This window comes from Salegentibacter holothuriorum, assembly GCF_900168045.1.
In the GTDB taxonomy this organism is placed as follows: Bacteria; Bacteroidota; Bacteroidia; order Flavobacteriales; family Flavobacteriaceae; genus Salegentibacter; species Salegentibacter holothuriorum.
In genome coordinates this window covers 760,388-774,522 of record NZ_FUYY01000002.1, presented here as the reverse complement: position 1 = coordinate 774,522, position 14,135 = coordinate 760,388, and the positions used below count along the sequence as shown (strand labels likewise).

The window sequence follows — 14,135 nt, the reverse complement described above, 5'->3', positions numbered from 1 at the left end:
TTACAAGAATTTAACGCGTATTTTTATGGAGTTGCTTACCTTTGCAGCTTTAATAAATTTTAAGATAAATGAGCAATACTCCAAAGCGATACACTATTACCGCAGCATTACCATACACCAACGGTCCCATACATATTGGGCATCTTGCCGGTGTTTATGTTCCAGCCGATATTTATGCCCGTTATTTACGAATGCAGGGCAATGATGTGGCTTTTGTTTGCGGAAGTGATGAGCACGGAGTACCTATTACCATAAAAGCAAAAAAAGAAGGAGTTACTCCACAGGATATCGTAGATAAATATGATGGAGTAATCAGGCAGTCTTTTAAAGATTTTGGAGTTTCATTTAACAATTATTCCAGGACTTCTGCGAAAGTACATCACGATACCGCTTCGGCATTTTTCAAAAAAATGTATGACGATGGGAAATTCATTGAAGAAACTACGCAGCAACTTTACGACGAAAAAGCAGGACAATTCCTGGCCGATAGGTTTGTAACAGGAACCTGCCCAAAATGCGGAAACGAAGAAGCCTATGGTGACCAGTGTGAAAGCTGCGGAACATCGTTAAACGCCACAGATCTTATTAATCCAAAATCTGCAATTACCGGCGAAGTTCCAACTTTAAAAGAAACTCGCCACTGGTTTTTACCACTAGACCAATACCAGGAATGGCTGGACGAATGGATTGTAAAAGGCCATGCCCACGATTGGAAAAGCAATGTACACGGACAGGTAAAATCCTGGTTAAACGATGGTTTGCGCGCAAGAGCCGTCACCCGTGATTTAGACTGGGGAATTCCGGTGCCGGTTGAAGGTGGTGATGGCAAAGTGCTTTATGTTTGGTTTGATGCGCCTATTGGTTACATATCTTCTACCAAAGAATGGGCAGAACGCGAAGGAAAAGACTGGGAACCTTACTGGAAAGATGAAAATACCAAGCTGGTACACTTTATAGGAAAAGACAATATTGTATTTCATTGTATTATTTTCCCGGTGATGTTAAAAGCACATGGCGACTATATTTTGCCGGAAAATGTTCCTGCAAACGAATTCCTTAACCTGGAAGGGAAAAAATTATCTACCTCCAAAAACTGGGCAGTTTGGTTACATGAATATCTTGAGGATTTCCCAAATCAACAAGATGTACTTCGTTATGTGTTAACCGCAAACGCACCTGAAGCTAAAGACAACGATTTTACCTGGAAAGATTTCCAGGCCAGGAATAATAATGAGTTAGTGGCCGTCTTTGGCAACTTTATCAACCGTGTAGTTGTGCTTACCAATAAATATTACTCCGGAATTCTTCCAGAACCAAATAAATATACTAAGGTTGACGAACAAACCATTGCTGAGCTCAAAGCTTATCCGGCGGTAATTGCAAGTTCTATTGAAAAATACCGTTTTCGGGAAGCGCAAGGCGAATTAATGAATTTAGCTCGCTTAGGAAATAAATACCTGGCTGATGAAGAACCATGGAAAATCATTAAGACCGATGAAGAACGTGTAAAGACAGTAATGTATGTGGCTTTACAAATCGCTTCAGCATTAGCTACTTTAAGTGAGCCTTTTTTACCATTTACCTCGGCAAAACTTCAAAAAATGCTGAATTTCACCGATACAGAAAATAAACTTTCGGGAGGAGAGTACTCACAATGGGATAAGATCGCTACGCGTGATTCTCTACTTCCGGCTGGTCACCAAATTAATAAGGCAGAATTGCTCTTCAGCAAAATAGAAGATACACAAATACAGGAACAATTGGATAAACTAGAAGCAACAAAAACAGCAAATGCTGCCAAGGAAAAAGAAGTAGAACCACAGAAAAAAACCGCTACTTTTGAAGATTTTACCAAAATGGATTTGCGCGTGGGAACTATTATTGAAGCCCATAAGATGCCAAAAACCAAAAAATTAATGGTGATAAAAGTAGATACCGGTTTAAACCAAAGAACGGTAGTTTCAGGAATCGCTGAACATTATAAAGCAGAAGAAATTATTGGTAAAAAAGTCACCGTTTTAGCTAATCTAGCACCAAGAAAACTTCGCGGTGTAGAAAGTGAGGGAATGATCTTAATGACCGAGAATGCAGCTGGAAAACTGGTTTTTGTAAATCCCGATGAAGACGGGGTTGAGCCAGGAACTACGATAAATTAGTTTTTTTTAAAATGCATCCGGAAAATTGCAAATAAGAGTCATTGCGAGGGACGAAGCAATCTAAAACTGTTGACTCTCAACTGGCAGATTACTTCACTGCGTTCGTAATGACGTTTATAATTTGCTTATTGAATAGCCAATTAACTTGCAAATGCTCAAAATCGCTTACCATCCCATCTATAAACATCCTTTACCCGAAGGTCACCGTTTCCCGATGGAGAAATATGAGCTCCTACCCAGACAGTTGCTTCACGAAGGAACCTGCAGCGAAGACAACTTTTTTGAACCGGAATTTCCGGAGGAAAAATATATTCTCAATGTTCACGAAGCCGATTATTTTAAACGATTACGCGATTTAAAACTTAGCGCTAAAGAAATTAGAAAAAGCGGCTTCCCACTTTCTGAAGCTTTGGTAAAACGAGAAATGATTATTGCCGATGGCACGATGAAAGCCGTTCATTATTCCCTGGATAATGGAATTTCCTTTAATATTGCTGGAGGCACACACCACGCTTATACCAACCGTGCAGAGGCTTTTTGTTTATTGAATGATCAGGCGATTGCTGCCAGGTATCTTCAGAAGAAAAAATTAGCAGATAAAATTCTTATTGTAGACCTGGATGTTCACCAGGGAAATGGCACCGCCGAGATTTTTCAGAACGACGATTCAGTTTTCACCTTTTCTATGCACGGTAAAGGTAATTATCCGTTCAAAAAAGAAGAATCAGACCTGGATATTGAAGTTCCCGATGGCAGTGGCGACGATCACTATTTAAAACTATTAAAAGAAACTTTACCCGGTTTAATTGAAAATCAAAAACCAGATTTTATCTTTTACCTAAGCGGCGTAGATATTTTAGAAACCGATAAGCTCGGCCGACTTTCATGCACGGTTAACGGTTGTAAAGAAAGAGACAGGTTCGTTTTGCAAACCTGTCACGATCTAAACATTCCCGTACAATGTAGCATGGGCGGGGGGTATTCTAAAGAAATAAGAGTAATTATAGAAGCTCACGCCAATACGTATCGCCTTGCTCGCGAGATCTATTTTTGACCTAATAGCAACAATTCATTGCAAACCACTTCGGTTATATAATGCTTGTTACCATCTTTATCATCCCAGCTTCGGCTGGTAAGCTTTCCTTCTACTCCAACTTCTTTACCTTTATTTACATATTTCTCTATCAATTCGGCGGTTTTTCCCCAGGCCACAATATTATGCCATTGCGTATCGGTTATGCGTTCACCGCTAGCGTTTTTATAATTTTCATTAGTGGCTACAGAGAATTTAGCTAATTTCTTACCAGATTCCAGATTTACGATTTCAGGCTCTCTTCCCACATTCCCGATCAATTGTACTTTGTTTCTAATAGTGCTCATAACTTATTAATTTTAAAAGCTGAAAATCGTTAGTTCATTTCAACAGGACAAACATAGAGCGGGAATCAACCAGTAATCGGTTGGTAATTATTTGTTTACGTTTAAAGACGTTTGTAAACGTTTGGAAATGATTAAATCCTGTTGTAAATCCAATTTATATCCTCTGGTTGCTTTTCTCTATAAGAAAGCTTTTCTTGTAGAAAAAAGATGATGCAAGAAGAACCCAAAGTTTGGTATGCGTGTTACGGTTCCAATTTATTAAAAGAGCGTTTTAGTTGCTATATTGGCGGAGGCCGCCCGGCAAACGCCAAACGAGTATATCCCGGTTGCAGCAATAAAACCCTACCCGAAAAATCTAAAGGAATTACTATAAATGGCGACCTTTATTTCGCTAAATCTTCAAAAACCTGGAGCGGCGGTGGCGCCGGATTTATAAAATCTGACTTCAATAAAAACATCAAAACCCTGGGAAGAATGTACCTCATCACCCAACAACAATTTATAGATTTAGTACAACAGGAGATAAAATTTGAAGGCGATTTTGACATAGATCTCCAACGGGTAATTAAAAATCGCAGCCTGGATATGAAGAATAATTCCTGGTACGGGAAGATTATTTACCTGGGCGAAGATGAAAACTGCCCTATTTTTACTTTTACCAATGAAGATTATTTAAAAGATGAAATAAATTCCCCACACGAATTCTATCTAAAAATAATTATTGACGGCCTTAAAGAAACCTACCAAATGAGCGATGCCGAAATTGAAACTTATTTAAAAAATAAAGAAGGAATTAAAGGTTTCTCCATTGAAACTAAATTACCGCGGCTTATTCAAGGCTTAATATAAGTTTCTTATTTTCAATCTGTTAAACTTATACTTATGAAGTCTGAAAAAGTAAATTTGAAAGATAAATTCGAGCTATTTAAAGAATACTGGAACCCTAAAATTATTGGCGAACTAAATGGCCAACAGGTGAAATTAGCCAAATTAAAAGGTGAATTTGTTTGGCACGATCATAAGGAGGAAGATGAAATGTTTTTGGTTATAAAAGGAAGTTTAAAAATTGAATTTCGGGATAATACTATAAGCTTAAATAAAGGCGAAATGTATATTGTCCCAAAAGGCGTTGAGCATAAACCTATAGCTGAAGAAGAAGCCTGGGTTTTACTTTTTGAACCCGCAAACACCAAACATACCGGCGAAGTAAAAAATAAACTTAGCGTTGAAAATCAGGAATGGATTTAAGGCCTATCTTAACTTACAAATTTTCTAAAAGCAATGATGTTTTTATAGCACTTTAATAATAGGGAAAGTTATCTTTGTAAGCCTCAGAAGCATTTGACTTTTACGTTGAAAGCTTTAAAAAATCGGTAGCTTAAAAATAAATCTTATGTCATTTAAAAAACTGAATATTCCACTTAAAGAAGCTTTGGAAAGATTAAAAATTGAAAGCCTACTTCCTTTTCAAAAACAAATTTTACCAAAAATTAAAAGCGGAAGAGATCTATTTATTGTAGCCCCCGAGGGTACAGGAAAAACTACGGCACTTGTAATTAGTACGATTCAGAAATTAGATAGTGCGGCATTTGAAGATGCCCCAAGAGCATTGATTTTTGTGCAGGACAAAGAAGCTGCTATTGCGCTGGAAGAAGAATTCAATAAATTCACTAAATATATGGATTTACGAATCTTTAGCGCTTTTGATGCACCCGATATAGAAAAACAGAAAAATGAAATTTACGATGGTGTAGACATTGTAATTGCTACCCCAAAAAAGCTATTCAAACTTTTTAAAATTACCGGCATTAATGTAAGTCAGTTAAAAGTGCTCGCGGTGGAAGACGCCGAATTTTTAACTAAAAACAGCGATTATAACGATCTAATTAGGATTCCGCAGCATATTTCAAAATGTCAATATCTTGTTTTTGCCTCTACGATGAATCCAAAAATAGAGCGCTTAAAAGATTCTTTTATGGCTCGCGCTGAAATGCTTAGAATGAAGATATAGTAGATTTTTCGTACTTTAGAATATGATAAAATCTGTCTGTTTCTTTATTTTTATTTTCGCTTTTGCTATGAATTTAAATGCACAAGATCTTTCTAAACACCAATGGAAAGACCGTCTTGTTTTAATTATTGCTCAAGAAAAAAACAAAAAATTCCAACAACAACTTACCGAACTTCAAAAACACCAACAAAGCTTAAAAGAGCGAAAACTGGTGATCTATCAAATTATAGCAGAAAAATATAGCACCGGACTCGCAGAAGAAAACTGGAAAAATTCTATCGAACTCTTTCAGAAATATAAAGAAGAAAAAAGTGATTTTCGGGTACTACTTATTGGTTTAGATGGCGGTGAAAAACTGGATCAAACTAAAATACTTTCTGCAGAAAAACTTTTTAATACTATAGATAGTATGCCGATGCGGCAGGCCGAAATGCGAAAGAACAAATAAATATAATCACTCAAAATCCTGAATTTCAGCATTTATTGAGGTTTTTCTTTATATTTATTGTGAAATTGAATAAACTTATGGGTATTATTTAGAAACAAAATTTTAAATCAAACTAAGCCCTGAAGGTTTAAATCTCGATCACCGAGTAATTATGCAAAAATCCTGTTTAGAATGTGGCGAAAAGATTGTGGGTCGGGTAGATAAAAAATTCTGCAGCGATTACTGCCGCAATGCACATCACAACAATCTAAACAAAGACCGGAAAAACCTGGTTAGAAATGTAAATAACCAACTTCGCAAAAATTACCGCATATTAGAAGAGTTTAATCCAAACGAAAAAACCACGATTAGTAAAAATAAATTACTGGCTCGTGGCTTTAATTTTGAATACATTACCAGTATTTATACTACCAAAACCGGTAAGGTCTATTATTTTGTATACGATCAGGGTTATCTTCCTTTAGAGAATGGAATTTACGCATTGGTAAAACGCAACTAGCTAAGAATTACCCCAAATGCCAGTTGTTACTTTTTAAGCGCACCGCAGCCCGTAAAACATCACTCTGACTTATTTGTCCTATCAGCTTGCCATGCTCAACAATTGGAAATCTCCTAAATCTTTTTTCAATAAAGAGTTTTGCGGCATCCATTACGTTCATATTCCCATCTATAGTATCAACATTGCATGTCATTCTTTTTCCAACCGTTGCATTATCTAAAGGCATATTATAATATCTACTGTCAGAAATTTGTTTCATACAATCCCCTTCAGAAATAAGCCCCAATAACTTATTATTATCGTCTACAACACAGCCACCAGAAATCTTATTTTTAGTGAGTTTTTCAGCAACATCCATAATATTTTCGTGTTCTTTAAAGGTAATAAGCGAAGTACTCATATAATCTCTAACTAACATTGGGGCACTTTTCGCCTTTTCCGGCTCAGCCCTTTTTCCCTGAAAACTTTTAATACCCATAGCCTATTTTTTTGATTACTAATTACTTAAATATAGGGAAAATTTAATTATTCTGAAAGCTTACTCCTCAGCACTACTATTCCTTAAAATCTTAAGTATCTTTAAATCCTATAAAATCTTTTGTTTTTTCTGAATTATGCTGAAAAATATACCTCGCTTTTTTTCATTCATTTTTATTGCCATTGCAGTTTGGTTTAGCTTTTACAGCAGCCAGCCAAAAACTATTGAAGCCGAAGACGCACCTAAAACTACTTTTTCTACCCTACGCGCTTTTAAACACGTGGAAGCGATTGCGCAAAAACCACATTATGTAGGAACTGAAGCGCATAGTCGGGTAAGAAACTATATCGTTGGCCAGTTACAGGAAATGGGGCTACAGGCACAAACCCACGAAGATTATACGCTTAATAAAAATGGAGTTTTAGTCCGCCCTCAAAACATACTGGCTCGTCTGGAAGGCAGCGGAAACGGTGAGGCTTTGGTGATTATGACGCATTACGACAGTAATCCGCATTCTTCCCTGGGCGCTAGTGATGCCGGCAGCGGTGTGGGAACAATTTTAGAGGGAATTCGCACTTTTTTAGCTGAAAATAAAAAGCATAAAAATGATATTATCATTCTATTTACCGATGCTGAAGAACTCGGTTTAAATGGCGCCGAACTTTTTATAAAAGACCATCCCTGGGCTAAAGATGCTAAACTCGCTCTCAATTTTGAAGCCCGCGGTAGCGGTGGTGATTCTTTTATGTTCCTGGAAACAAATTCAGGAAACGCGGGGCTTATTAATTCTTTCAAAAAAGCGAATCCCGAATTTCCCGTTACAAATTCGCTGGTTTACAGCGTGTATAAGATGTTGCCTAATGATACAGATCTTACAGTTTTACGGGAACAAGGGGATATTCCAGGTTATAATTTTGCCTTTATAGACGATCATTTTGATTATCACACCGCGACTGATATCCCGAAAAATTTAGACAAGGAAACCCTGGCGCATCAGGGCAGCTACTTAATGCCTCTACTAGATTATTTTAAAGATGCAGAATTAGGCCAAGTAAATACGGAAGAAGAAGTATTGTTCTTGAATATTCCCGGTGGTGAAATTATCAGTTATCCGTTCTCCTGGATTTTTCCAATGCTTATTCTTGCTTTTATACTATTTTTCATCCTCCTGGGTTACGGATTTTCCAGGGACAGACTTCAACTTAAAGAAATTTATAAGGGTATTATTCCCTTTGTGGTGAGTTTAGCTTTTTCGGGCTTATTGGTTTTTCTACTTTGGAAATTCCTCCTTTACAGCTACCCGGAATATTCAGAAATGGAACACGGCTTTACCTATAACGGCTATTATTATATCGCTGCATTTGTTTCGCTCAGTTTATTGATTGCATTTTTTAGCTATTTCCGCTTTCGGCATATTGAAAACAAGGCAAATCTATTTGTGGTACCACTGTTTTTTTGGTTACTGCTTTGTACTTTGCTCGCTTTCTTTTTAAAAGGTGCGGCTTATTTTATTATACCGGTTTTTTTCGCCTTGTTGCAGCTCTTTATGATGATGCGCCAGGAATCCCCTAATTCCTTATTAATGGCTTTCCTAGGTCTTCCAGCCATCTTTATTTTAGTACCGTTTATCAAAATGTTTCCGGTAGCTTTAGGCTTGAAAATTTTGTTTGTATCGGCATTGCTTACTGTTTTATTATTCCAGCTTTTGCTACCTGTTTTTGCTTATTTTAAAAGCAATAAAAAGATTGCGGTATTTTTCTTTTTAATTTTTAATATCCTTCTAATTACCGCCCATTTTAAAGCTGATTTTACCAAAGAGCATCCCAAACCCAATTCCCTGGTTTATCTTTTTGATGCCGATAAAAATAAAGCGAATTGGTATTCTTACGATAAGATGCCAGATGAATGGACGACAAGATATTTCGGGGAAGATCCCTTAATAGCTCCGACAAACAATAACACTTTTAGCAGTAAATATAGTTCAGATTTTACCTGGCGTACCGAAGCCCCAAAGATCGTTTTGAAATCGCCAGGAATAACCTGGGAAAAAACCGATTCTACCTCAGCTATTAATTCCTATCTATTGAAAATTGCCACCAACCGAAAAGCAAATAGAATAGAACTTTTTACGGATAGAATTCTAGATTTTGAAAGCTTTAAAGTGAATGGACTTGAAGCTGATTCGGTCGCGCTTGGAAGCAACAATTTTCATATTCACAGCCTTAGATGGCACAATAGGATATTGACTTATCATATTTCGGGCAGGGACACACTACGGCTGGAATTCAGTTTAAAAAAGGATAAAAAACCGGAGTTCACGCTTTACGAGGCTAGTTATGATTTGCTTGAAAATGAAGCCTTAAATGTAGAGCCAAGACCAGAAACTATGATTCCAAGGCCTTTTGTACTAAACGATGCTGTAATTTTTAAGAAAACCATAAGCCCAGAGTAGGCTTTGGTTTTGTAGCTTTGAGGTTATTACTCGTCATCCTGAATTTATTTCAGGATCTAACTTGATAAGAAATGCTCTCATATTAGAAGCTGAAACAAGTTCAGCTTGACGAATACACGAATATTTTTTTAGAAACTTAAAAACACCTCCCCTTTGGGGAGGCCGGGAGGGGCTTTATGAACATATCTATTTTAGGAACCGGTTGGCTGGGATTGCCACTCGCAAAAAAATTAAAAGAAGAGCACATAGTAAAAGGCTCGGTGACCAGTCAGGAAAAAATGCAACCATTGCGCGAAGCCGGCATTACACCATACCAGATTAAAATTTTTACGGAAGGCGTTCAGGGCGATCTTACTTCTTTCCTGGCCCATTCTGAATTGCTAATTATAGACATACCGCCTGGATTACGCGGCGACCCCGAAGCCGATTTCGTTGGAAAAATAGGCAGAATTATAGATTATATAGAAAAATCCCCGGTGGAAAAAGTGATTTTTGTGAGTTCTACTTCAGTCTATAAAGACGAAGAAAACTTCCCCGAATACACTGAAGAAAACGAAGCTAATGGAACTTCTGAAGCCGCTAAACAACTTATTTCTTCAGAAAAAATATTATTGAAAAATGAGCATTTTCAAACTTCTGTGGTTCGATTTGGAGGTTTGATTGGACCCGGAAGACATCCGGTAAATTACCTCGCTAACAAAACAGGGATTAAAGATCCAAAAGCGCCGGTAAATCTTATTCAGCAAGAAGATTGTATGGAAATTATTAACCAGATCATCAAGAAAGAAGCCTGGGGAAAAACTTTTAATGCCGCCTATCCTGATCATCCAACTAAGGAAGATTATTACACGAAAACTGCAAAGGAAGAGAACTTAAATACTCCCGATTTTAATCAGAATGGAATTTCTAAAGGCAAGAAGATAAGTTCTGTGAATTTAGGGGAAGTATTGGGTTATGAGTTTAAGGGAACTATTTAACAGCTTAGATTCTGAAACGAGTTCAGAATAATGTAAATAAAAAGACCTCACAGGTTTTTGAAACCTGTGAGGTCTTGTATACAAAAGCACCTTCCATTTCCAAGGGAAGGTGGCATTTCGAAGGAATGAAGGAAGGGTTCAACCACCCCGGCCTATCTGCCACCCCTCCTTAAACAGGAGGGGAACATTATCCAGAATAATTCCCCCTTAGGGGGCCTCTACTTCCTCCTCTTTCACCCTAAAATCCAGGGGCTGCAAAACTTTTAAAGCGCTTTCTATTGAGATAATTTTATCGAAAGTTAAGAGCAAGCGCAAACCATTCCTGGTCTTCTTCTCTTTCATTGTGCATTTATGCTTATGCGTTTGCACATATTGCAGCACTTTGGTAAACATATTGGTTTGGTAAAACCTGGATTGCTGATCGGAAATAAAATAACCTATTAATTTTCCTTGTTTTAAAATGATCTTTTCCAGACCTATACTCGCCGCGATCCATTTTATACGAACACTATTTAGTAAATCTACCGCCTGGGTTGGCAACTCCCCAAAACGATCTACAAGTTCAGCTTCAAACTTCTGCAGATCTTCTTCTGAGGTAATTTTGTTTAACTGCGTATATAAATTTAATCTTTCAGTGATATTATTGATATAATCATCAGGGAAAAGAATTTCAAAATCGGTATCGATCTGCGCATCTTTTACAAAGGTTTTATCCTCTATATTTTCAGATTCACTATAAAGCTCCTGGAATTCATTTTCCTTTAATTCTTCAATAGCTTCATTTAAAATCTTCTGATATGTATCAAAACCAATTTCATTAATGAATCCGCTTTGCTCACCACCCAGTAGGTCTCCGGCACCGCGTATTTCTAAATCTTTCATCGCGATATTTATACCGCTTCCCAATTCAGAAAATTGCTCTAAAGCGCTAATTCGCTTCCGTGCATCTTCAGTCATTACAGAATAAGGCGGCGTAATAAAGTAACAAAATGCCTTTTTATTGCTTCGGCCTACTCTACCACGCATTTGATGAAGATCTGAAACCCCAAAATTATTTGCGTTATTGATAAAGATCGTGTTCGCGTTGGTTACATCGAGTCCGCTTTCTACGATTGTTGTAGAAACCAAAACATCAAATTCACCATTTATAAAGCTCAGCATCAATTTTTCCAGTTTCTTTCCTTCCATCTGGCCGTGACCTACGCCTATCTTTGCATCTGGTACTACGCGCTGAATCATCCCTGCGACTTCTTTAATATTTTCAATCCTATTATGAATAAAGAAAACCTGTCCGCCACGCTGAATTTCATAGGAAACTGCATCCCGAATAGTTTCTTCGGAAAAGCGAATTACGTTCGTTTCTATAGGATATCTATTTGGAGGCGGTGTGGTAATGGTAGATAAATCTCGAGCCGCCATTAAACTAAACTGAAGCGTTCGCGGAATTGGCGTTGCCGTTAGCGTAAGCGTATCTACATTTTCTTTTATGGTCTTTAGCTTATCTTTTACTGAAACTCCAAATTTCTGCTCTTCATCCACAATTAATAGCCCAAGATCCTTGAATTTAACGGCTTTATTCACCAATTGATGTGTCCCAATTACAATATCAACTTTTCCATTTTCAAGTTCTTCAAGGGTTTCTCTACGCTCTTTAGCGGTTCTAAACCTATTCAAATAATCTACCGTAACGGGGAAGTCTTTTAAACGTTCAGTAAAAGTTTCGTGATGTTGAAACGCCAAAATTGTAGTAGGCACTAAAATCGCCACCTGTTTGCCATTATCTACCGCTTTAAAAGCTGCCCTAATGGCAACCTCTGTTTTTCCGAAACCAACATCACCACAAACCAACCGATCCATAGGGCGCTCGTTCTCCATATCTTCTTTTACCGCCTGGGTTGCGGTACTTTGATCTGGTGTGTCTTCATACATAAAAGAGGCTTCCAGCTCGTGTTGTAAGTAAGAATCTGGCCCAAAGGCAAAGCCCTTTTGTAATCTACGTTTTGCGTAAAGTTCAATTAAATTATAAGCAATATGCTTAACCCGGGCTTTTGTCTTTTGCTTTAGCTTCTTCCAGGCATTACTACCCAATTTAAAGATCTTAGGTTCTTTGCCATCCTTCCCGTTATACTTTGAAATTTTATGAAGAGAATGTATGCTGACATATAAAATATCTCGCTCGCCATAAAAAAGCTTGATGGCTTCCTGCTTTTTGCCTTCTACATCAATTTTCTGAAGTCCGCCAAATTTTCCTATTCCGTGATCAATATGTGTTACATAATCACCCACTTCAAGATTGCCGAGTTCCTTAAGCGTGATCGCCTGTTTTTTAGCATAACCATTCTTAAGATTAAATTTATGATAGCGCTCAAAAATCTGGTGATCGGTATAACAAACATTTTTTCCGGTTTCATCTATAAAACCCTGAAACAAAGCCAAAGTAATTGTTTGGTATTTCACGATACGCTCCTGGTCATCGAAGATATCGTGGAATCGTTTGGCTTGCTGTTCGCTAACGCAGAAAATATAATTTGTATATCCGTTTTCCTGGTTTTCAATTAAGTTATCAATCAATAAATCGAATTGCTTATTAAAAGAAGGTTGGGGTTTTGTTTGAAATTCTAGATTTTTTACCCCGCCGTCACCCTCAATTTGTTTCGAAGTCTCATTGGACTTAGATCCTGAAATAAATTCAGGATGACGAATGTTAGACTGGTTACTCAATTCAACCATTGAAAAAAGCTCCAGCTGACTTTTAATTAACTCCCCATCACAAAACAACTCTCTAGGTTCGCTATGTTTTACATCTTCAGAAAGTTTAGCAAAAGCTTCTTCTGCTTTACCAAAAAGTTTATCGGTTTGTGCAGTGAGTAAATCGAGATTTTTAACAAACACCACGGTTTTTTCAGAAATATATTTTAGAAAACTCTCCCGTATTTCGTCCAGATGTTTGTTTTCCACATTCGGCATCACCGAAATTTTCTTCACTTTATCTGTAGAAAGCTGGGTTTCTACATCAAAACTTCTAATGCTATCTACATCATCACCAAAGAATTCAATTCTATAAGGCTCGTCGTTACTAAAGGAAAAAACATCAATAATTCCCCCACGAACTGAAAATTCCCCCGGTTCGGTTACAAAATCTACTCGTTTGAATTTATACTCGAACAGCACCTCGTTTACAAAATCTATAGAAAGTTCATCTTCTACAGAGATTTTTAGTGTACTTCTATCCAGTTCTTTTCGGGTAACTACTTTTTCAAAAAGAGCATCTGGATAGGTAACAATTATCGCCGGTTTTTTGCGAGAGTTGATTCGGTTTAAAACCTCGGCTCGTAATAATACATTCGCATTATCGGTTTCTTCAATTTGATAAGGGCGGCGATAACTACCTGGATAAAAAAGCACATTTTTTTCTCCTACCAGTTGCTCGAGATCGTTTAAATAATAAGCCGCTTCTTCTTTATCGTTAAAAATCAGCAAAAAGGGTTTTTCTACTTCTTTAAATGCATTGGCTGCAACAAAAGAAAAGGCGGAACCAACAAGGCCTTTTAGTTGAATTTTAGTACGATATTTTTCAGAAGAGACAAGGGAATCCCTCAATTCCTGCTGTTGCGGGGATTGTGCAAAGCTTTGGGCGATAATAGTTTTACTCATTGCCGCAAAGATAATTGCAGAAATATTGTCCCGCAACCTCTCAACATTTTTTTAACGTTAGTTGATTTATACTTTTTTCT

Annotated in this window: 12 protein-coding genes; 9 read left to right on the top strand and 3 right to left on the bottom strand. The window is 37.3% G+C overall.

Annotated elements, in window-relative coordinates:
* Positions 1-68 precede the first annotated feature (68 nt).
* Together metG and B5X51_RS07855 are read left to right on the top strand one after the other, a co-directional pair.
* Positions 69-2,156: a methionine--tRNA ligase gene (gene metG, locus B5X51_RS07860; protein WP_079720599.1), complete on the top strand. Its 2,088-nt coding sequence runs from the start codon at positions 69-71 to the stop codon at positions 2,154-2,156.
* Positions 2,157-2,307: 151 nt separating this feature from the next.
* Complete coding sequence (locus tag B5X51_RS07855) at positions 2,308-3,210, top strand: histone deacetylase family protein (RefSeq protein ID WP_079720598.1); 903 nt, start codon at positions 2,308-2,310, stop codon at positions 3,208-3,210.
* Here the strand turns inward: B5X51_RS07855 and B5X51_RS07850 are convergent.
* A complete protein-coding gene (locus B5X51_RS07850; protein ID WP_079720597.1) occupies positions 3,201-3,536 on the bottom strand; it encodes a single-stranded DNA-binding protein in 336 nt (111 codons plus the stop codon). The genes B5X51_RS07855 and B5X51_RS07850 overlap by 10 nt on opposite strands.
* A 207-nt stretch (positions 3,537-3,743) precedes the next feature.
* Between B5X51_RS07850 and B5X51_RS07845 the strand changes: the two genes are divergently transcribed.
* From B5X51_RS07845 to B5X51_RS07825, 5 genes are all read left to right on the top strand, one after another.
* Complete coding sequence (locus B5X51_RS07845; RefSeq protein WP_079720596.1) at positions 3,744-4,385, top strand: hypothetical protein; 642 nt, start codon at positions 3,744-3,746, stop codon at positions 4,383-4,385.
* Between the two features lie 33 nt (positions 4,386-4,418).
* The gene (locus B5X51_RS07840; protein ID WP_079720595.1) at positions 4,419-4,784 is read left to right on the top strand and encodes a cupin domain-containing protein; all 366 of its coding nucleotides are present in this window, start codon (positions 4,419-4,421) and stop codon (positions 4,782-4,784) included.
* Between the two features lie 145 nt (positions 4,785-4,929).
* Positions 4,930-5,547 carry a DEAD/DEAH box helicase gene (locus tag B5X51_RS07835; protein ID WP_079720594.1) on the top strand — a complete coding sequence of 206 codons (618 nt, stop codon included), beginning with the start codon at positions 4,930-4,932 and terminating at the stop codon, positions 5,545-5,547.
* A gap of 22 nt (positions 5,548-5,569) precedes the next feature.
* Positions 5,570-5,995 carry a DUF4174 domain-containing protein gene (locus B5X51_RS07830; RefSeq protein ID WP_079720593.1) on the top strand — a complete coding sequence of 142 codons (426 nt, stop codon included), beginning with the start codon at positions 5,570-5,572 and terminating at the stop codon, positions 5,993-5,995.
* A gap of 151 nt (positions 5,996-6,146) precedes the next feature.
* On the top strand, positions 6,147-6,494 hold the full coding sequence (locus B5X51_RS07825; RefSeq protein ID WP_079720592.1) for a hypothetical protein: 348 nt from the start codon (positions 6,147-6,149) through the stop codon (positions 6,492-6,494).
* Between the two features lie 7 nt (positions 6,495-6,501).
* Here B5X51_RS07825 and B5X51_RS07820 read toward each other — a convergent pair whose 3' ends face one another.
* Positions 6,502-6,972, bottom strand: a complete 471-nt coding sequence (locus tag B5X51_RS07820) for a CBS domain-containing protein (protein ID WP_079720591.1) — start codon at positions 6,970-6,972, stop codon at positions 6,502-6,504.
* A 136-nt stretch (positions 6,973-7,108) separates the two neighbouring features.
* Here B5X51_RS07820 and B5X51_RS07815 point away from each other — a divergent pair, with 136 nt between their 5' ends.
* On the top strand, positions 7,109-9,424 hold the full coding sequence (locus B5X51_RS07815; protein WP_079720589.1) for a M28 family peptidase: 2,316 nt from the start codon (positions 7,109-7,111) through the stop codon (positions 9,422-9,424).
* A gap of 176 nt (positions 9,425-9,600) precedes the next feature.
* The gene (locus tag B5X51_RS07810) at positions 9,601-10,401 is read left to right on the top strand and encodes a Rossmann-fold NAD(P)-binding domain-containing protein (RefSeq protein ID WP_079720587.1); all 801 of its coding nucleotides are present in this window, start codon (positions 9,601-9,603) and stop codon (positions 10,399-10,401) included.
* Between the two features lie 207 nt (positions 10,402-10,608).
* Here the strand turns inward: B5X51_RS07810 and mfd are convergent, their stop codons facing one another.
* Positions 10,609-14,055, bottom strand: a complete 3,447-nt coding sequence (gene mfd / locus B5X51_RS07805; RefSeq protein WP_079720759.1) for a transcription-repair coupling factor — start codon at positions 14,053-14,055, stop codon at positions 10,609-10,611.
* Between the last annotated feature and the right edge of the window lie 80 nt (positions 14,056-14,135).